We start from the raw sequence: 18,407 nt of genomic DNA, 5'->3' as shown, positions 1-18,407 counted from the left end.
AAGGATACACCTGTACCCATGCCGAACACAGAAGTTAAGCTTCAACACGCCGAAAGTAGTTGGGGGATCGCTCCCTGCGAGGATAGGACGTTGCCACGCTATAGCAAAAGGACATGCATTGTTTAATACAGTGCATGTCCTTTTTTAGTGCGCCCGGTATGGGTATTAACTATGGGTTTAAAGGCGGATACCTTATCCATACGTCTAGCAATAAAAAGCTTAGTCTCCTTTGCTAAAAGCAATCTTAGTATAGGAAATCTTAGTATAGGAAGTTTTTTCTGTGGAAGGAAAAAACGATATTGTAGCACCAATTTTTAAGACCAAGAATTTAGTAGTTAATAAGGAAGAATTTATTCCTCGGCCAGCTGCAAAGCTACAAAAGCATCTAATCTCAGTCTTGCGGCCAATATAGCTAAAGTGGTTATTCGTTATGCTCATTAACTGGCACGCATCGGAGCATATTTACCTTATTTGTAGTAAGACAGACCTCTTCTAGAATCACAAACGTTATCAAGAAAAAGTAGGCAGCTTAACACCGGTACAATACCGGCATCAAGCTGCCTAAGAAACTTTGTATAATTTATTACCTAATTGACAGGACCTAGTTCAAACTTACCGAACATGAAGGCCATTGTTGTTTGCGAAGGCTCCCAGAGGTTAACTTCGCGGCGAAAAACGAAATTATAAGTAACTTCTATCTTGCTCTCGCTGTTGATATTTAACTTATTTCCACTTCATTACACACACTGGTTCTGGACAACTAACATCTTTTTGAAGAAGAGTTAACTTACCAGTTGATGGGTTTCGTTTATAAAGAGTAAGGTTATCAGAGTTCTGATTTGAAGCTAAAAGATAATTTTCATCTTGATTTAGATTGAAATCACGTGGAAAATCTCCTTCAGTTGAAATTGATTGAATATGTTTAACGGTAAAATCTGGTTGGACTTCAAATACGGCAATAGTGTTTTCACCACGATTTGATGTATAGACAAATTTACCATCATTTGAAATCCGGATAGCAGCTGCTCCATTGTGAGCTGTCCAGTCTTCAGGAATTGTTTTGAGCGTTTGAAGGTGCTTAAATGATGCATCCTTACTATTATACTTGAGTACTTCTAGTTTACTGCTTAGTTCACCTAAAAGATAAGCATAATTGCCATTTGGATGGAAAGCTATATGACGGGTACCAAAGCCATCTTCACACTTATAGCGAGAGACAGCAGTTAATTTACCATCATCAGAGACATCGTAAACCACAACAAGATCCATTCCTAAGTCACATACAACTAGACGATTGTCAGGAGTTAGATCGGCGTAATGAACATGTGGAGCCTCTTGTTCAGGTTCAGGACCAGTTGCTCCTTCATGAAGGACAGAATCAGTTTGTGTCAACGTTCCATCTTCGTTGATCTTAAAAACATCTATTTTTGCTGTATGATAATTAGCACTGAATAATAAATGCCGTTTGTTATCAACGCCTACATATGCAGGAGGAGCACCGGCAGCTAAGACATCGCTTAGCATCTTAGCATTATCGTCACTTAATGAGTAAGAAGCAACGCCCCCCTTGTCATCTACTTGTTTGATTGCGTAAATACGACCATCTTGACCAACTTGTAAGTAAGCTGGTTTTTGAGATGGAATTGCTAATTCAACATTCGTTATTTTTTCTTGGTCAGTATCAAGGGTAACTTTGTAGATCCCTTTACTTGTTTTTTTAGTATAAGTTCCAATTAGAAATTGTTCAATCAAGGCAATTTCCTCCTTTTTGAAAATGCTTACCTATATAATAGCAATTTGCCCATCGTAATTCTAGCTGTGATACACTGTTATTAGTAATTTTTAGTTATTAATGGAGGAGAAAAGTTGAAAAAAGTTGAACGTCAACGAGAAATGGTAAAAAATAATCTTGCCCTTTTTCAATGCCCTGTTTGTGAACAGCCAATGGAGAGAGTTGAAGGAAACAGTATTATTTGCGGAAATAACCACCGATTTGACTTTAATCGGCATGGTTATCTTCACTTTCTTAATGGAGCGGCTAATACTGAATATGATCGCTCAATGTTTGAATCTCGTCGTCAGCTATTAAATGCAGGACTATTTAAGCCGATTATTGAAAATATCAGTAAATTCTTACCTTCAAAATCTTTAAGGATCTTAGATGTAGGAACTGGGGAAGGAACACCATTATTACAATTAGAAACAATCCGTGCTAATTGTAATGATACGATGATTGGCTTTGATATTTCAAAACCAGGGATAACGCTTGCTACTCAGTTACCGTTAAAGGCATTTTTTTGTGTAGCTGATTTACGTAAATTACCTTTTAATGATGAGAGTTTTGATTGTATATTAGAGTTGTTTTCTCCATCTGATTATCAAGAGTTTAAACGGGTTCTAACAAAAGATGGGACCCTTATTAAGGTAATTCCTAACGCTAACTACTTAGTCGAATTACGTCACCTCTTATATGAAACAGGAGAACGTAATTACCACTATGATAATTCACGAGTAATCGAGTTATTTAAACAACATTATCCTCATAGTAAAGTTGAAACAGTAACCTACCAATTTAGAATTCCAGATGGCTTACAACAAGCGATGCTGGAAATGACGCCTTTACACTGGGGAGCAAACGCTAAAAAATTATCTAAAGAAGAATTAACCCAATTAAAAACAATTACGGTGGATGTAAGCTTATTAATTGCGAAAAAAGCTAATTAATTATTGCAACATTACTAAATTAGTGCTAAATTATTATAAGAAATCGTTTGATAATTGACATCGAATATAAGTGTTTCGTTGGTAATTATCAAGGAGTACTTCATTAAAGCAGCGTTTCGCCGTGCCCACACCGAGACCCTGCTTTTTTTTATTTTATTAAGGAGATTTTATTATGACAAACCATATTGTCTTGTTTGAACCATTGTTTCCAGCAAATACGGGAAATATTGCGCGAACTTGTGCAGGGACAAATACTGAATTACATTTAATCAAGCCATTAGGATTTTCAACTGATGATAAGCATATGAAACGGGCTGGATTAGACTACTGGGATAAAGTAAAGATCACGTATCATGAGGATTTACCTTCATTTATGAAGACTATTCCTGATATTAACCGTTTATATATTGTTTCTAAGTTTGCTACCCATGATTATAGTGATGTTGATTATACGGGTGAAGGAGATCATTATTTCCTATTTGGAAAAGAAACAACTGGCTTGCCCGAACGTTTTATGCAAAAATATCCAGAAAATGCTATCCGGATTCCACAAAATGATAATAATATTCGGGCCCTAAATTTATCAAACAGTGCAGCGATTGTTATTTATGAGGCATTGCGGCAACAGAATTTTCCTAATTTAGCACGCGTTCATAAATATGAATTTGATAAATTAAAGTAACCTTAAGGAGGCAATAATGCGATGGCGAGAAGAAAAAAGGCATCATCCCGCCGGACAAGAGGGAAAAAACAACAGTATCGATTAATGGATAATCTATTAGGAATAATTGTTTGCCTCTTAATGTTAGTTGGCTTATTTAATTTAGGAGTATTAGGAACCTTTCTCGATAACTGTTTTAAGATTTTTGTAGGGTCATCCTTTCCAATTGCAATGATTATTGTTTTTCTTTATGGATTATGTTTTGCATTGTATGGGCATCGTCCGCATTTCAAAAAACGTTGGATTGCAGGAACTATTATTGCCTATATTGGTTTATTAATGTGGCTTCAGACAGTAATGTTTCAGCGTCTGAATCTTCATGCAAAGGTAATCGAAACTACTTGGAATAGTCTTAGTAAAGTCATTTTTAACGGTGATTCGACTGTTCCGGTTGGTGGAGGGATGATTGGTGCTTACCTATATAATGGAAGTAATATTTTAATTTCAGAAGTTGGAACAGCGGTATTGTCATGGTTGTTAATGATCATCGGAATTATTGTCTTTTTTGCATTACCGTGGCGCGAATTTCTAGTAAAATGTGGAATTGGCATTAAAAAATCTGGAGCAGCCATGGCTAATGCTCACGATCAATTAATGAAAAAGAGAACGGAGAGAGCAACCAAGCCAACTACGGTACCATCGATTAGCGTGCCCCTTGCTAAAGCATCAAGGCAGGTTAAAGATTTTTTTGCTGACCAAGAATCAGCTGAGCCAACTTCAACGCCGTCAGTTTCTCCAGCGATGCCTGCTCAAGATCCTGTTGAACCAACTATTAGGATCGCAAGTGAAAGTCAGGTGGAAGAAACTCAGAGTGGGCGCAAGGATGGCCAAGACTCGAACCAACATGATGATGCGGAAATTAAACTTGCAGGAATTGACGCTAAAGAAGACAATGATTATCAATTGCCGCCAGTCAGCCTGCTAAGTCAAGTAAAAGCAACAGACCAGCAAGAAGATTTGAATAATATCAAAAAGAACACTAAAACACTTCAGCAAACCCTAAAATCTTTTGGTGTAGACGCAACAGTTGAAAATGTTAATTTAGGTCCTTCTGTTACCAAATATGAGTTACGCCCAGCAGTAGGGGTAAAGGTTAGTCGAATAACCCATTTGGCTGATGATTTAGCACTTGCACTTGCGGCTAAAGATATCCGGATTGAAGCGCCGATCCCAGGAAAATCATTAATTGGGATTGAAGTTCCGAACCAGCAAATTGCAACAGTTGGTTTTCGCGATATGGTCGAAAATGCTCCTAGTAATGATAATCCAATGGAAGTTCCGCTTGGTCGCAGTGTCACTGGGGATATCAAAATGGCTGATCTAACTAAGATGCCACACCTTCTTATCGCTGGGGCAACCGGTAGCGGTAAATCTGTTGCAATCAATGTTATCATTACAAGCATTTTATTAAAGGCTAAACCGCATCAGGTAAAGATGTTAATGATTGACCCTAAAAAAGTTGAATTAAGTGTTTATAATGGTATTCCCCATCTGCTCAGTCCGGTAGTTTCTGAACCCAAAAAAGCAGCTCGGGCATTAGGAAAAGTTGTTGCAGAAATGGAGCGTCGTTATGAATTGTTTGCAAAATTCGGTGTTCGTAACTTGGATGGATATAATAAGTTGGTCAAACAACAAAATGATGACCATCCTGATGAAGTTCAAGCTAACCTACCATTAATTTTAGTTATTGTTGATGAATTAGCCGACTTAATGATGACTGTTTCTCATGATGTTGAAGATGCAATTGTCCGGATTGCACAAATGGGGCGGGCTGCTGGTATTCATATGATTTTGGCAACTCAGCGTCCTTCTGTCGATGTTATTACGGGGCTTATTAAGGCTAACGTTCCTTCTCGAATTGCCTTTGCGGTTTCTAGTGGGGTTGATTCGAGAACTATTATCGATACTAATGGGGCAGAAAAGCTCCTTGGGCGAGGTGATATGTTATTTGAACCAATTGATCAAAATAAGCCAGTCCGGATTCAAGGCGCATTTATTTCTGATCATGATGTTGAATCAGTAGTAGACTTTATAAAAAACGAGCGAGCGGCTGAGTATGACGATAATATGGTTGTAACTGACAATGAAATTGAGCAAGAAGAGCAAGCTGAAGAGGAAGATGAACTATTCCCCGAAGCATTAGATTTTGTGGTTGATCAACAAAAAGCATCAACTTCGCTAATTCAGCGGCGATTTAGAATTGGTTATAATCGTGCAGCAAGAATTATTGATGATATGGAACAGCGCGGTTTTATCGGACCAGCTAATGGCTCAAAACCACGGGAAGTTTATAAGCAAAAAAGTGAGGAATAAAAAAGACCGGAGAAATTTTTCTCCGATCTTTTTTATTCCGACTACATGGATGTTTAATAGGCTAAATTAAGTTTAAGGATGCAACTGCTCCAAAGATTAAAGAACCAAGCATTGCAATTAACATGAGCCAAATAGCAACCATGGTAATTTTTTGGAAACGAGTTTTCTTTTTTCGCTGCATTATTAACCATCCTTCCATTTTTATCAATAATAGTAGTGTAACGCATCTTTAATGCCTTTTTCAAATCTAGTTTTAGATTATGTTAAACTTAAATTACTTATTTGAAGAGAAGGGGACTGAAAAGGTTGATGGTTAGTATTCAAGTTATAATTTTAGAGATTATTTTATTATTAGTGATTGGAATAGTAGAACGATTATTAGTACGAATATTTCATCATCCTAAAAAAACAAAGCATTTATGGTGGGGATGGACAATTATTTTATGGATTCTGATAATCTTTAATATTGGATTTTATTGGCCAGCTTATCCTATTGCTTTATGGATGATTCTAGCTCTGTTATTAATTGCTTTACAAATTATTCACAATCATGAATTCATTTATCGCCGTTACTGGCCAGTATTTTGGCGGTATTCGGCATATTATGCTTTAATTATATATATTGGTAGCTTAATTATTTCACCATGGTTACCGTTGATATAAAAATATTGAGTGAGTTGGAAAATTAATTTTCTGCTCACTTTTTTTGTCTATTACTTTTTGGTAAAATTCACAAAATTACGTGGTGAGAAGTGGGGGATTGTGGTAGACTTGACCTATAACGTGGTAAAGGAGGACATTAGTCGTGTTAATGGGAGAATTTACACACACTATTGATTCCAAAGGCCGACTAATTATTCCTGCCAAATTTCGAGAACAATTGGGGGCACACTTCATTGTTACTCGGGGGTTAGATGGATGTTTGTTTGGATATCCATTAAATGAATGGGCGATTTTAGAGCAAAAGCTAAAGGCGCTCCCATTAACAAAGCGTGATGCACGTGCATTTGTACGCTTTTTATATTCTGCTGCGACAGATTGTGAAATTGATAAACAAGGACGGATTAATATTCCGATAACATTACGAACTCATGCTTCACTTGAAAAGAAGTGTGTAATCGTTGGTGTGTCTAATCGTTTAGAAATCTGGAGCGCTGAACGGTGGAACAAATTTACAAGCGAAACAGCTGATAATTTTGATGAGATTGCTGAAGATCTTAATATTGATTTTTAATGGAGGTTTTAGTTGATGGCAGAATTTAAACATGTAACGGTACTTTTAAAGGAGGCCGTAGCAGGATTAAATGTGCAACCAACAGGTACCTACGTTGATGCAACATTAGGTGGTGGTGGTCATACGCAAGCTATTTTACAACAGCTCGTCGATGGCCACCTATATTCATTTGATCAAGATCAGACGGCAATTGATTACAATAAAGAACACTTAAAAACAGCAATAGAGCAACAAAAATTAACATTAATTGAAGATAATTTCCGCAACTTAAAAGCGGAATTGAATAGCTATAATGTAAAACATGTTAATGGAATTTTATATGATTTAGGTGTTTCATCTCCACAGTTCGATGATGCTAAAAGGGGTTTTAGCTATCAGCATGACGCACCCTTAGACATGCGGATGAATCAGGAACAAAAATTGTCGGCAATGGAAGTTGTTAACGAATGGTCATATGAACGTCTCGTTAAGATTCTTTACCGATATGGAGAAGAAAAGTTTGCCAAGTCAATTGCTAGAAAGATTGAACAACGCCGAAAGATAGCACCAATAAAGACGACATTTGAATTAGTTGATGTGATTAAAGAGGGGATTCCAGCAGCAGCTCGCCGTCATGGTGGTCATCCAGCGAAAAAGAGTTTTCAAGCTATTCGGATAGCAGTTAATGATGAATTAGGTGCTTTAGAGGAATCGTTAGAACAAGCATTAGACTTGTTGGATGTTGGGGGACGAATAAGTGTCATTACCTTCCAATCCCTAGAAGATCGGTTGGTAAAGACAATGTTTCGTGAAAAAACTTCATTAAGTGGGGATGTACCGCAGGGATTACCAGTAATACCAGCGGGAATGGAACCAAACTTCAAATTAATTAATAAAAAGCCGATTGTAGCTAGTGATGAAGAATTAGCAGCAAATCATCGTGCGCATAGTGCCAAGTTGAGGATAATCGAGAAAATTAGAGAAGGAAAGTGACAGAATTATGGTTTCAAATGCGGCAAGGCAACTGGCGGGAGAGCAACAACCGCAGCAAGCGCCAAGAAAAAAGACTTATCAACAACCAAAAATTTCTCCAAGTCCGGTTAGATGGTCAAAATTTGAAAGATCTTTAGTAGCAGTAGGTAGCTTAATTACGCTATGTTTAATGATTAGCTTACTTTCTACAAAAATTAGTATTAATAATCAGCAACGGCGCTTACAGGATACCCAAACTCAAATTACTAAGGCAAAAAGTAGTAATACAAGTTTGCAGCAAGAAATCGCTGAATTGACGACTCAATCGCATTTGAAATCAGCAGCACATAAATATGGATTATCAGATAAAAATTCAAATGTAAGGAACGTTAATAAATAATGAATAAGAAGCCACAACGAACGAAAAATAGGGGACATAGAGAAAACCGAGGGACCTTTGGCAAATGGCTCTTTCTAATCACGGTTGGATTGTTTACCTTATTTATCGTTCGTTTTGCGTATATCGCAATAAATAAGGATGTTCAACATGTTAATTTACGGTCACAAGCGGAACAAATTTATACCCAGCAGCGAATTATTCAAGCGCGACGGGGTGATATTTATGATTCAGAAGGAAATCCCTTGGCAACTGATACAAGTAAATATACCCTCTATGCGGTTTTGGATCGAACCCAAAAGTCTTCTGATGGTAAACCGTTATATGTAAAAGATCGGAAAAAAACTGCCAAGATATTATCACAGTATATTGACCTGACACCAAAGCAAATTGAAAAGATTCTTAAACCAAAAGGACAAGCCTACCAAGTTGAATTTGGAAATGCTGGAAGCAACCTTTCTGTTTCAACAATGCAGAAGATCAAGAACCGGCACTTGCCAGGAATTAATTTTATTGCGACTCCAGCACGTCAATATCCAGAAGGCGAATTTGCTTCTCAAATAATTGGGATGGCAACTCCTAAAGTTAAAAATGATAATGGAACTGAAGAGACCAACTTAGTGGGACAATTGGGCTTAGAAGGCTACTTTAATAAACAACTGACAGGAATAAACGGGTTGAGAAAAGATAAACAGGACGTCTATGGATACCAAATTGCTAATTCTAAGCAGGTAACTAAAAAAGCCATCAATGGAGATAATATCTACACTACCCTTGATTCCCAAACCCAACATTTTCTCGAAAATAAAGTTAATAAAGTTTATAAAAGTTCTAACGCCAATGCAATGACTGCAGTTGTAATGGAAGCTAAAACAGGTAAAATTATTGCCGCTACGCAACGGCCAACTCTTCATGCAGAAAATAATCCTGTTTGGCGGAATATGTTAGTTCAAGATGCTTATGAACCAGGTTCGGTAATGAAAATTTTGTCATTAGCTGCTGCTATTGATACCGGACATTTTAATCCTAATGCGACCTTTAATTCGGGAACGTGGGCTATGGGTGGCGGAAAAATCACTGATTGGTCAAGTTCTGGCTGGGGAACAATTTCCTATAAAGATGCTTTTGATATGTCTAGTAATGTTGGGTTTGCGCATGTAGAACAGGACATGGGAGCAGAGACATGGATGAAGTACATTAAACGATTTGGCCTGTTAAAAAAAGTTAATGTTATTGGAATGAGTAACGAGGTTAATGGTTATACTTCATTCAAAGGGATTCTTGCTCAGGCAAATACCGCTTTTGGACAGGGAATTACTGTAAATGTCATGCAGATGATGCAAGCGTTCAGTGCTATTGGCAATAATGGTAAAATGATGAAGCCTTACATTGTTAGCAAAGTTGTAGATGGTAATAGCGGAAAGACGATTCAAAAGGTTAAGCCTAAAGTTGTTGGGCAACCAATAAAAGCATCGACAGCGAAAAAGGTCCTTGGTTACATGCAAGGCGTTGTTTATGATCAAAAGGGTCTTGGCCATGATTACCAAATTAAGGGTTATCGAATTGCTGGAAAGACCGCAACTGCACAAATTGGTGGTGCTCATGGTTATTCAACTGGTGATACAAACTACCTTTACTCCTTTGCAGGAATGGCACCAGCTAAAAATCCAAAGTATATTATGTATGTCACCCTTCGCCAACCGCAAAACCTTAAAAAACCAGCAACCAAACAAATTGCCAGCGTCTTTAATCCGACAATGAAAATGTTGTTGAGCCAACAAAAAGTTGCGGAAAAGGCCAAGAAAAAGGTTATTACAATGCCTAATGTTGTTGGTCAAGCAAGCGATGAAGCTAATAAAGAATTATCAGGTAAAGGAATGCAGGTAATTGTTGTAGGTTCTGGCAAGAAAGTTAAACAACAATCAGCAGTTCCAGACGAACAAGTGTTAACAGATCAACATGTTATTCTTGATACTGGTGGCGAGTATAAAATGCCAGATATTTCTGGATGGAGTTCTGCGGATGTTCAACAATTAGCTAAGGTCCTTAAGCTAAAAGTAAAAGAAAATGGAAACGGCTATGTTACTCAGCAAAGTATTTCACCTGATACAACTATTAAGCGTGGAACAACTTTAACCGTTCAATATGAAGCTAAAAACTAGCAGAGAAACTAATTGGAGGTAAATATGAATTTCTTAAGTGCAGTTTTGACTATTCTTAGTTCATTCTTAATTACGTTTTTATTGATGCCCTCGTTAATTAAATATTTTCGGGCCAAAAAAGAAGGTCAGCAAATTCGTAAGGAAGGCCCTACCTGGCATGCTAAAAAGGCTGGGACGCCAACAATGGGAGGATTATTGTTCATCTTCTCTGCAGTAGTAACAATTTTATGGGTTGCTGCTTGGCAAGGGTTAATTACGAATACGCTGTGGGCACTCCTCTTTGTTCTGGTTGTTTATGGCCTGATTGGGATGTGGGATGATAGTATTAAAATCTTCCATCATCAAAATGAAGGCTTTAAACCATGGCAAAAGGCGCTATGTCAGGTATTAGCAGCAATGGTCTTTACAGTTATTTACCAACATGAAGGTTTTCAAATGGGCTTTGGAACAACTCAAATTGGTTGGCTTTACGGTTTGTTTATTATTTTTTGGATCGTCGGCTTTTCAAATGCTGTTAATTTAACCGATGGACTTGATGGCTTGGTAAGTGGCCTTTCCATTATTTCTTTTGCGGCTTATCTAATCATTGCCTTAGTAAATCTCAATCAACCAGGTTATCCTGAAATTGCTCTTTTCTGTTTAGCAATGATCGGAACTTTACTAGGTTTCTTCCATTATAATCATAAGCCCGCTAAGATTTTCATGGGTGATATGGGATCTTTAGCAATTGGGGCATCCTTAGCCGCTGTTTCATTGTTATTACATCATGAATGGTCCTTATTAGTAATTGGAATTGTTTATGTTTGTGAAACTGCTAGTGTCATTCTTCAAGTGGCTTCATTCAAAACAACCGGTAAACGAATTTTTAAGATGACTCCAATCCACCACCATTTTGAAATGAGCGGATGGAGTGAATGGAAAATTGATATTGTGTTTTGGCTTGTAGGGTTAGTTGCTGCAATTATTGCCGTTACAACAATCTTATTAGTAGGTTAGGAGTAAAGAGAAATGAAAAAAATTGATAAATATCAAGGTAAAAAAGTTCTTGTAATGGGTTTCGGAATTAGTGGCATTAATGCGGCTCACTTATTGGTAAAACTTGGTGCCAATGTTACCGCTAATGATAAAGTAACTCCTAAAAATAATGATATTGTTGATGATTTAGAAGCTGATGGAATCAAGGTAATTACTGGTGATAATCCCATTTCATTAGCTAATGAAGGTTTCGATGTTGTAGTAAAAAATCCTGGAATTCCTTATGATAATCCATTAGTGGCTGCATTCGTTAAGCAGGGGACACCTATTATTACGGAAGCAGAACTAGGATGGCAAATTTTTGATGGTCACCTTGTAAGTGTAACTGGAAGTAATGGGAAGACTACCACAACGACTTTAACTCAACTAATGATTACTGAAAATGCAAAACATCAAGTAAAATATGCAGGTAATATTGGAATTTCCTTTAGTAAAATTGCTGAGGATTTAGGGCCAGACGATACATTGGTCACGGAATTATCTAGTTTCCAATTATTAGGAGCACCAACAATTCACCCGCATATTGCAATTATTACTAATATTTTTTCTAATCATTTAGACTATCATAAGACACGAGAAAATTATATTAATGCAAAACTTAACATTACTCGGAATCAAACCAAGGATGATTTCTTAGTTATTAACTGGGATCGTGACGAATGGCAAAAGATTGCTCAGCGTAGTCAAGCTACTATTGTGCCATTTTCTCGTCTAAACAAGAGCCATGAAGGAGCTTATGTAGAAGATGGAATGATTTATTGGCGTGGACAAGAAGTTATGCCCACTAAGGATATTCGATTGATCGGTCCCCAAAATGTAGAAAATGCATTGGCAGCAATTGCAGCGGCAAAATTAAGCGGCGTTACAAACGATGCAATAAAGAAAGTTTTAACAACATTTAGTGGAGTCCGTCATCGCTTACAATATGTGATGGAATACCAAGAACGGCTTTTCTACAATGATTCAAAATCAACAGATATTGAAGCCACGGAAGTCGCCTTGCAAGGTTTTGATCGTCCAGTAATTCTTTTGGCAGGTGGCCTCGATCGTGGTTACACCTTTGAACGGTTGGTTCCTTACTTTAAGAAGCACGTCAAGGCAATGATTGTTTTTGGTGAATGTAAAGATAAAATGAAGGATGCGGGAAATCAAGCGGGGGTTCCAGTAATTGAAAGTGAAGATGCAATTACTGCGGTACCAGAAGCATGGAAATTGAGTGAACCAGGAGATGTCATTCTTCTCTCTCCTGCTAATGCTAGTTGGGATCAGTTCCCGAGCTTTGAAGTTCGTGGTGATAAATTTATTGAAGCAGTTGAAGAACTAACAGGAAAGAAGGAACAATAAGATGCGGTTATTGGTATCAGGTGGCGGAACTGGTGGTCATATCTACCCGGCATTAGCATTAATTGAACGCTTAAAGCAGGTTGAGCCAGATACTGAAGTGTTATATGTTGGAACAACTCGTGGCCTTGAAAATAAAATTGTACCGGATGCCGGAATTGAGCTTGAAACAATGCATATGCAGGGCTTTAAGCGTTCTCTTTCTCTTGAGAATTTTAAGACTATCTATCTTTTCTTAAGTTCTGTTCATCATGCTAAAAAAATTATTAATGAGTTTAAGCCTGACGTTGTTTTAGGTACAGGAGGATATGTAAGTGGAGCCGTCCTATATGCTGCCGCAAAGAAACATATCCCAACTGTAATTCATGAACAAAATAGCGTTGTTGGTGTAACAAACAAGTTTTTAAGTCGGTATGTTGATCAAATTGCAATTGCATTTGAAGCTGCACGCAGTCAGTTTCCTGCTGATAAAGTTACAATGGCAGGTAATCCTCGTGCTCAACAGGTAGCTGCTAAAAAAGATAGTGACTTTTCATGGACAAGCTATGACTTGAAAGATGATATTCCAACTTTAATGATTTTTGGGGGAAGTCAAGGAGCACCGAAAATCAATAAGACAGTTGTCGACGCTATTCCAGAGTTCAATAAGCGTCCTTACCAGGTTATCTTTGCAACCGGTCAAAAACGGTATGATGATGTAAAAAAGCAACTTTCAGAAAATAATATTAGACCAGCTGATAATGTTAAAGTCGTTCCTTACATTAAAGACATGCCGGCTAAGATGCCTCGAGTGGCGGCTTTAGTATCGCGCGCAGGAGCAACCACCATTGCTGAGGTAACGGCACTCGGAGTTCCTACAATCTTAATTCCTAGTCCGTATGTTACCGCTAACCATCAAGTAAAGAATGCTCAAGCTTTAGTTAAGAATAACGCTGGCTTAATGATTACTGAAGATAAGTTAGATGCCCGGTCATTATTGACTCAAGCAGATAAAATTATGGAAGATGAAGAAGTGCGTAAAGAGATGGCGCATGCTGCTGAAAAGATGGGACGGCCAGATGCTGCTGATAGACTAATTAAGATCTTGCATAAGGCAATTGATGAACACGAAAAATAAAGTATAGATTAGGAAGGAGGAGGAGAGATGTTGGATGATAGATCTGCGATTGAGCATCATAAATATTCACAGCGGTTAACTGAATTAGAAAGGCGAAGTGCAGCTGCCCAACAGCGACAACAGAAAAAGAAGCCTTCAAAAATGCATGTTGGTAATAAGATTCGCGGGATTAAGATTAAGCGCTATGTTTCTAACGGCGAGCGAGTCTTAAAATTAGTTGTATTGTTCAGTATTATTCTCCTCTTTATGCTTTATATTATTTCTCCCTTGAGCAAAATTACCACGCTTCATGTAACGGGTAATCATGACTTAACAAAAGAGCAAGTAGAAAAAAATGCGAATATTTATCCAGGACGTTTTATTTGGGGTGTTTATCTTACTCGTCATCAACTTACTAAACAAGCTATTCGCAAAAATCCTCAGATAAAAGACTTAAGGATCAAGGTAACTGGTCCTCAATCTCTGCAAATATCTGTAAAAGAAAATGCCCTTTTAGGGACAGCGGTGCTGAATAATGATACCTACGCTGTTTTAGCTGATGGTCAATTGCAGCGGACAAAAACTGCTGATAATGGTATTGCTTATAGGCGTTTTGATGGTCATAAAAAAGCTCTTGCTACGACGGCTGCTCAGCTAGGAAAGCTGAAGCCGGCAATAAGGAATGGTATTTCAAGTGTGAGTTATCAACCAACTAAAGAATATCCAGATCGCGTTATTATTTATATGCGTGATGGTAATACAGTTTATGGCGACTTAGATAATATCGGGGATAAAATGGGATATTACCCTGCAATTTCAGCAAGTATGAAAAATAAGGGAATTATAGATCTTCAAGTCGGAGCTTATTCTTATGATTATGGATCTAAGGATAAATGATTTTGTGAAAAACCTTGATAATTCCCTTTTTTGTCATTGTTTATCTGTGGTAAAATTCTTATATAGGTTAAAAATACAATTAATTTAATTAATGATAGTCTTAGGAGGGTTCCTTTTAGAATGAATAATTCAGAAGTATACGTTGGATTAGATATTGGAACCACCTCGATCAAGGCACTGGTGTGTGAAAGTGTTAAGGGTCAGTTGAAAGTTATTGGTGTTGGTGTAGAACGATCGGCAGGATTAAACCGAGGAGTTATTGTCGACATTGATAAAACCGCCCAGGCAATTTCGGCGGCGGTAGCACAGGCCGAGGAAAAGTCCAACGTAGAGATTCAAAGTGTTGTAGTTGGCTTACCGGCAAATTACTTACAAATGCAACGAGTACACGGTATGATTACAATTGCAACTAGAGGACAATCAAGAGAGATTGTTAATCAAGACGTAATTGACGTTGCTCGTGAAGCGTTGACGCAAAGTATTCCCCCCGAGCGGGAAATAATTGATTTAATTCCAACAGAATTTACTGTTGATGGCTTTTCTGGTATTAAGGACCCCCGGGGAATGGTTGGTGTCCGTTTAGAAATGAAGGCCACCTTGTATACAGGACCTAAGACCATTATTCATAATACAAAAAAGGCAGTTCAACAGGCAGGGTATGACATTAAAGATTTTGTTATTACGCCGATCGCAACAGACTTTAACCTCCTTAATGATGGGGAACAAGATTTTGGGACTGTTGTTATTGATTTAGGTGGCGGTCAAACAACGACCAGCATTATTCATGATCATCAATTAAAGTATACTTATGTTGATTCTGAAGGTGGAAAATATATTACTAAAGATATTTCTACGGTCATGAATACATCATTAAAAAATGCTGAACAACTTAAGCTAAACCATGGATATGCTATGGCATCCTTAGCTGATGAAGATGTCCAAGTTGACGTTGATGTTGTTGGCCAAAATGATCCTGTCCAATATTCAGAGCAGTATTTATCAGAAATAATTGAAGCACGAGTACGGCAAATTTTTGATCGTATTCAGGATAAACTTAAGGCTATTCATGCTCCTGAATTACCGGGAGGAGTAGTTTTGATTGGTGGAGTGGCTGCTCTGCCAGGAGTTAAGGAACTTGCTGAACAGTACTTTACTGGTAATATTAAAGTGAATGTTCCAGAACAAATGGGCATTCGTCACCCTCGCTATGCGGTTAGTTTAGCTTTAGGGATGTATGAAAACCAGTTATCAGATATTGATCGATTAATTAAGCAAACTGTTCAACGAATTGATACGATTAAGAGTCCCCACGAAGAAAAGGGCCAAACTGTTAATCAGCCACGTCAACAATGGACTGAAAAATCTGATAAATTACAACGTTCACAGCGAGAAGCACAGCAGCAACCAGTTACTGAGGAGCCTGCGCCAAAGAAGAAAAAGCAAAACGGCCTAAGTAATCGGTTTAAAAACATTTTTAATAATTTATTTGACTAATTTGGAGGAATACTGCTATGGATAACGAAACGTTCGCTAACGACAACCAATTTGCGGAAGCGCAAATCAAAGTAATTGGTGTTGGTGGAGCTGGCGGTAATGCCGTCAACCGAATGATCACTGAAAAAGTACAAGGTGTTGACTTTATTGTTGCTAACACTGATCTACAAGCATTAAATAATTCTCAAGCGACAACCAAAATCCGCTTAGGACCTAAATTGACAAAAGGATTAGGTGCTGGTTCAAATCCAGAAGTAGGTGAAAAGGCTGCCCAAGAAAGTGAAGAACAAATTAAAAAAGCTCTTGAAGGCGCAGATATGGTCTTCATTACAGCCGGAATGGGTGGTGGAACTGGTACCGGAGCAGCTCCAGTTGTAGCTAAGCTTGCTAAAGATAGTGGAGCATTAACTGTTGGTGTTGTGACTCGTCCGTTCTCATTTGAAGGACCTCGTCGAGCACGCTATGCTGCAGAAGGACTTGAAAAGTTAAAGTCAAATGTTGATACTTTAATTATCGTTGCTAATAATCGCTTATTAGAGATGATTGATAAGAAGACGCCAATGATGGAAGCATTTAAAGAAGCCGATAACGTTCTTCGTCAAGGTGTGCAAGGTATTTCAGACTTAATTGTTACTCCAGGTTACATCAACCTTGACTTTGCTGATATTAAGACATTGATGTCTAATCAAGGTTCTGCCTTAATGGGAGTTGGTGCTTCTACTGGTGAAAACCGTGCTACTGAGGCAACTAAGAAGGCTATTTCTTCTCCATTGCTTGAAGTATCAATTGATGGTGCTCAACATGTCTTGATGGATATTACTGGTGGTAAAGACTTGTCAATGTTTGAAGCTCAAGAGGCATCAGATGTGATTAAACAAGCTGCCGGAACTAATGTTGATATTTCATTTGGTATGTCCTTAAATGAATCAATGGGCGATGAGGTTCGCGTTACTGTAATTGCCACTGGAATTGATAAGAAAAAGAAAATTCAACAACAAAAACCAACGGAAAATGAAGCACCACGAGTAACACGGTCTATTCCACAAGAAGAACAACCCGTTGAACAACCAAAGCAACGAGATCCTTTTGATGGTTGGAATGATCCAACAGCCGATACAAGTAACCAATCAAGAAATTCTGATAATGAATTTTCTCACGTTACTAAGCCAGAATTTAACGTATTTAACGATGATGCGGCTAATACGGATGACAATGATGATACTAACTTATCGACTCCACCGTTCTTCAAGAATCGTCGTAAGTAAATAATCTAGCAAAAAGGTGGATTTTTAATCCATCTTTTTCTGTTTAGCACTATTAAGGAGGTTAAAACAATGGCAGCAAATTTCTTAAAAAGTCTATTTGGTGAAGAAGACATTGATGAACAAGATGGTCTCTATGAAACAAGTGAACAAGTTTCAACGCCAGCAAACACAAGTAATAAAGTAGTTTCAATTAATAGCGGGCGTCTTAACCAAATGAGTCAGATTTCCTTATATGAGCCCCGTCTTTATGCAGATGTAAAGCAGATTGCGTCTCAATTATTAGAGGGGCATGCAGTAATCGTTAACTTCACTCAAATGGATGCAAATGTTGCAGCACGGTTAGTAGATTTCTTAAATGGGACCGTTTTTGCAATTGATGGTGAAATGAAACGGATCGGAAAGGAAATTTTCCTCTGTACCCCTAAAAATTATGAAATTTCAGGTAGCTTAACGAGTAATCTAAAAAATGATGGTGATAAATTTTAGTCACTAAAAGGAGTTAACATGATCGCATTTTTATTATGGGCTCTTAATCAATTAGTTGATGCTTATATTTTAGTAATAGTTGTGTGGTGCATTATGTCATGGTTTCCTAATGCACGCAATTCACGACTCGGTGATATTATCAATCGGTTGGTAGAACCTTATATGCATTGGTTTGACTTTATTCCTCCAATCGGGGGGATAAGTTTTGCGCCGATGATCGCTATCCTTGTACTATATTTTGTTCAAGCAGGATTAGCACAAATAGCAGCAATCATTTAATTAATATTAAGA

At 37.8% G+C, this 18,407-nt stretch carries 19 protein-coding genes and 1 rRNA gene; 18 read left to right on the top strand and 2 right to left on the bottom strand.

The genetic code is table 11. The features are described from left to right. Both rrf and LMC10_RS10475 read left to right on the top strand, forming a co-directional pair. Window positions 1-99, top strand: a 5S ribosomal RNA gene (rrf, locus tag LMC10_RS03435); the annotation flags it as partial. A gap of 181 nt (window positions 100-280) precedes the next feature. Further along, on the top strand, window positions 281-412 hold the full coding sequence (locus tag LMC10_RS10475; protein WP_267866691.1) for a hypothetical protein: 132 nt from the start codon (window positions 281-283) through the stop codon (window positions 410-412). A gap of 311 nt (window positions 413-723) precedes the next feature. On the opposite strand, the gene LMC10_RS03430 is transcribed toward LMC10_RS10475, so the two are convergent. Next, entirely contained in the window at window positions 724-1,752 is a 1,029-nt protein-coding gene (locus LMC10_RS03430; RefSeq protein ID WP_229268932.1) for a lactonase family protein, read from the bottom strand. 114 nt (window positions 1,753-1,866) lie between these two features. On the opposite strand from LMC10_RS03430, the gene LMC10_RS03425 reads away from it, so the two are divergent. From LMC10_RS03425 to LMC10_RS03415, 3 genes are all read left to right on the top strand, one after another. Beyond that, window positions 1,867-2,724, top strand: a complete 858-nt coding sequence (locus LMC10_RS03425; RefSeq protein ID WP_229268931.1) for a methyltransferase domain-containing protein — start codon at window positions 1,867-1,869, stop codon at window positions 2,722-2,724. 172 nt (window positions 2,725-2,896) lie between these two features. After that, the gene (gene trmL, locus LMC10_RS03420; RefSeq protein ID WP_003668333.1) at window positions 2,897-3,406 is read left to right on the top strand and encodes a tRNA (uridine(34)/cytosine(34)/5-carboxymethylaminomethyluridine(34)-2'-O)-methyltransferase TrmL; all 510 of its coding nucleotides are present in this window, start codon (window positions 2,897-2,899) and stop codon (window positions 3,404-3,406) included. Between the two features lie 21 nt (window positions 3,407-3,427). Then, complete coding sequence (locus tag LMC10_RS03415) at window positions 3,428-5,758, top strand: DNA translocase FtsK (RefSeq protein WP_229268930.1); 2,331 nt, start codon at window positions 3,428-3,430, stop codon at window positions 5,756-5,758. Window positions 5,759-5,819: 61 nt separating this feature from the next. On the opposite strand, the gene LMC10_RS03410 is transcribed toward LMC10_RS03415, so the two are convergent. Continuing rightward, window positions 5,820-5,939: a DUF4044 domain-containing protein gene (locus tag LMC10_RS03410; RefSeq protein WP_003666746.1), complete on the bottom strand. Its 120-nt coding sequence runs from the start codon at window positions 5,937-5,939 to the stop codon at window positions 5,820-5,822. 128 nt (window positions 5,940-6,067) lie between these two features. On the opposite strand from LMC10_RS03410, the gene LMC10_RS03405 reads away from it, so the two are divergent. The 13 genes from LMC10_RS03405 to LMC10_RS03345 all read left to right on the top strand — a co-directional run bounded on the left by LMC10_RS03405 (window position 6,068) and on the right by LMC10_RS03345 (window position 18,395). Further along, window positions 6,068-6,421, top strand: a complete 354-nt coding sequence (locus LMC10_RS03405) for a hypothetical protein (protein ID WP_003666750.1) — start codon at window positions 6,068-6,070, stop codon at window positions 6,419-6,421. A gap of 142 nt (window positions 6,422-6,563) precedes the next feature. Continuing rightward, window positions 6,564-6,992 (top strand): division/cell wall cluster transcriptional repressor MraZ, encoded by a 429-nt coding sequence (gene mraZ / locus LMC10_RS03400; protein WP_003666752.1) that lies wholly within the window; start codon window positions 6,564-6,566, stop codon window positions 6,990-6,992. A gap of 15 nt (window positions 6,993-7,007) precedes the next feature. Further along, window positions 7,008-7,964: a 16S rRNA (cytosine(1402)-N(4))-methyltransferase RsmH gene (rsmH, locus tag LMC10_RS03395; RefSeq protein ID WP_229268929.1), complete on the top strand. Its 957-nt coding sequence runs from the start codon at window positions 7,008-7,010 to the stop codon at window positions 7,962-7,964. A gap of 7 nt (window positions 7,965-7,971) precedes the next feature. Further along, on the top strand, window positions 7,972-8,343 hold the full coding sequence (gene ftsL / locus LMC10_RS03390; RefSeq protein ID WP_003666755.1) for a cell division protein FtsL: 372 nt from the start codon (window positions 7,972-7,974) through the stop codon (window positions 8,341-8,343). Further along, window positions 8,343-10,502: a penicillin-binding protein gene (locus tag LMC10_RS03385; RefSeq protein ID WP_229268928.1), complete on the top strand. Its 2,160-nt coding sequence runs from the start codon at window positions 8,343-8,345 to the stop codon at window positions 10,500-10,502. The genes ftsL and LMC10_RS03385 overlap by 1 nt, the downstream gene beginning before the upstream one ends. 24 nt (window positions 10,503-10,526) lie before the next feature. Beyond that, window positions 10,527-11,498: a phospho-N-acetylmuramoyl-pentapeptide-transferase gene (gene mraY, locus LMC10_RS03380; protein WP_229268927.1), complete on the top strand. Its 972-nt coding sequence runs from the start codon at window positions 10,527-10,529 to the stop codon at window positions 11,496-11,498. Between the two features lie 12 nt (window positions 11,499-11,510). Then, the gene (gene murD, locus LMC10_RS03375) at window positions 11,511-12,881 is read left to right on the top strand and encodes a UDP-N-acetylmuramoyl-L-alanine--D-glutamate ligase (RefSeq protein WP_229268926.1); all 1,371 of its coding nucleotides are present in this window, start codon (window positions 11,511-11,513) and stop codon (window positions 12,879-12,881) included. 1 nt (window position 12,882) lies between these two features. Continuing rightward, window positions 12,883-13,995, top strand: coding sequence for an undecaprenyldiphospho-muramoylpentapeptide beta-N-acetylglucosaminyltransferase (gene murG / locus LMC10_RS03370; protein ID WP_229268925.1), 1,113 nt, complete (start codon window positions 12,883-12,885; stop codon window positions 13,993-13,995). 27 nt (window positions 13,996-14,022) lie between these two features. Further along, window positions 14,023-14,871: a cell division protein FtsQ/DivIB gene (locus LMC10_RS03365; protein ID WP_229268924.1), complete on the top strand. Its 849-nt coding sequence runs from the start codon at window positions 14,023-14,025 to the stop codon at window positions 14,869-14,871. Window positions 14,872-14,991: 120 nt separating this feature from the next. Beyond that, window positions 14,992-16,365, top strand: coding sequence for a cell division protein FtsA (ftsA, locus tag LMC10_RS03360; protein WP_065867733.1), 1,374 nt, complete (start codon window positions 14,992-14,994; stop codon window positions 16,363-16,365). A gap of 17 nt (window positions 16,366-16,382) precedes the next feature. Beyond that, window positions 16,383-17,630, top strand: coding sequence for a cell division protein FtsZ (ftsZ, locus tag LMC10_RS03355; RefSeq protein WP_019254298.1), 1,248 nt, complete (start codon window positions 16,383-16,385; stop codon window positions 17,628-17,630). Between the two features lie 69 nt (window positions 17,631-17,699). Continuing rightward, window positions 17,700-18,116 carry a cell division protein SepF gene (locus LMC10_RS03350; protein WP_003668316.1) on the top strand — a complete coding sequence of 139 codons (417 nt, stop codon included), beginning with the start codon at window positions 17,700-17,702 and terminating at the stop codon, window positions 18,114-18,116. An 18-nt stretch (window positions 18,117-18,134) separates the two neighbouring features. Continuing rightward, a complete protein-coding gene (locus tag LMC10_RS03345) occupies window positions 18,135-18,395 on the top strand; it encodes a YggT family protein (protein WP_003668315.1) in 261 nt (86 codons plus the stop codon). Window positions 18,396-18,407: the final 12 nt, after the last annotated feature.

This window comes from Limosilactobacillus reuteri subsp. simiae, from assembly GCF_020784875.1.
GTDB lineage: Bacteria > Bacillota > Bacilli > Lactobacillales > Lactobacillaceae > Limosilactobacillus > Limosilactobacillus reuteri_H.
This window is presented reverse-complemented; position numbering and strand designations above follow the sequence as displayed.

Bases quoted from the DNA above. Each gene is read 5' to 3' on its own strand.
- trmL (WP_003668333.1), top strand. From the start codon at position 2,897: ATGACAAACCATATTGTCTTGTTTGAACCATTGTTTCCAGCAAATACG.
- LMC10_RS03415 (WP_229268930.1), top strand. From the start codon at position 3,428: ATGGCGAGAAGAAAAAAGGCATCATCCCGCCGGACAAGAGGGAAAAAA.
- LMC10_RS03410 (WP_003666746.1), bottom strand. From the start codon at position 5,939: ATGCAGCGAAAAAAGAAAACTCGTTTCCAAAAAATTACCATGGTTGCT.
- LMC10_RS03405 (WP_003666750.1), top strand. From the start codon at position 6,068: ATGGTTAGTATTCAAGTTATAATTTTAGAGATTATTTTATTATTAGTG.
- rsmH (WP_229268929.1), top strand. From the start codon at position 7,008: ATGGCAGAATTTAAACATGTAACGGTACTTTTAAAGGAGGCCGTAGCA.
- ftsL (WP_003666755.1), top strand. From the start codon at position 7,972: ATGGTTTCAAATGCGGCAAGGCAACTGGCGGGAGAGCAACAACCGCAG.
- LMC10_RS03385 (WP_229268928.1), top strand. From the start codon at position 8,343: ATGAATAAGAAGCCACAACGAACGAAAAATAGGGGACATAGAGAAAAC.
- mraY (WP_229268927.1), top strand. From the start codon at position 10,527: ATGAATTTCTTAAGTGCAGTTTTGACTATTCTTAGTTCATTCTTAATT.
- murD (WP_229268926.1), top strand. From the start codon at position 11,511: ATGAAAAAAATTGATAAATATCAAGGTAAAAAAGTTCTTGTAATGGGT.
- murG (WP_229268925.1), top strand. From the start codon at position 12,883: ATGCGGTTATTGGTATCAGGTGGCGGAACTGGTGGTCATATCTACCCG.
- LMC10_RS03365 (WP_229268924.1), top strand. From the start codon at position 14,023: ATGTTGGATGATAGATCTGCGATTGAGCATCATAAATATTCACAGCGG.
- ftsA (WP_065867733.1), top strand. From the start codon at position 14,992: ATGAATAATTCAGAAGTATACGTTGGATTAGATATTGGAACCACCTCG.
- ftsZ (WP_019254298.1), top strand. From the start codon at position 16,383: ATGGATAACGAAACGTTCGCTAACGACAACCAATTTGCGGAAGCGCAA.
- LMC10_RS03350 (WP_003668316.1), top strand. From the start codon at position 17,700: ATGGCAGCAAATTTCTTAAAAAGTCTATTTGGTGAAGAAGACATTGAT.
- LMC10_RS03345 (WP_003668315.1), top strand. From the start codon at position 18,135: ATGATCGCATTTTTATTATGGGCTCTTAATCAATTAGTTGATGCTTAT.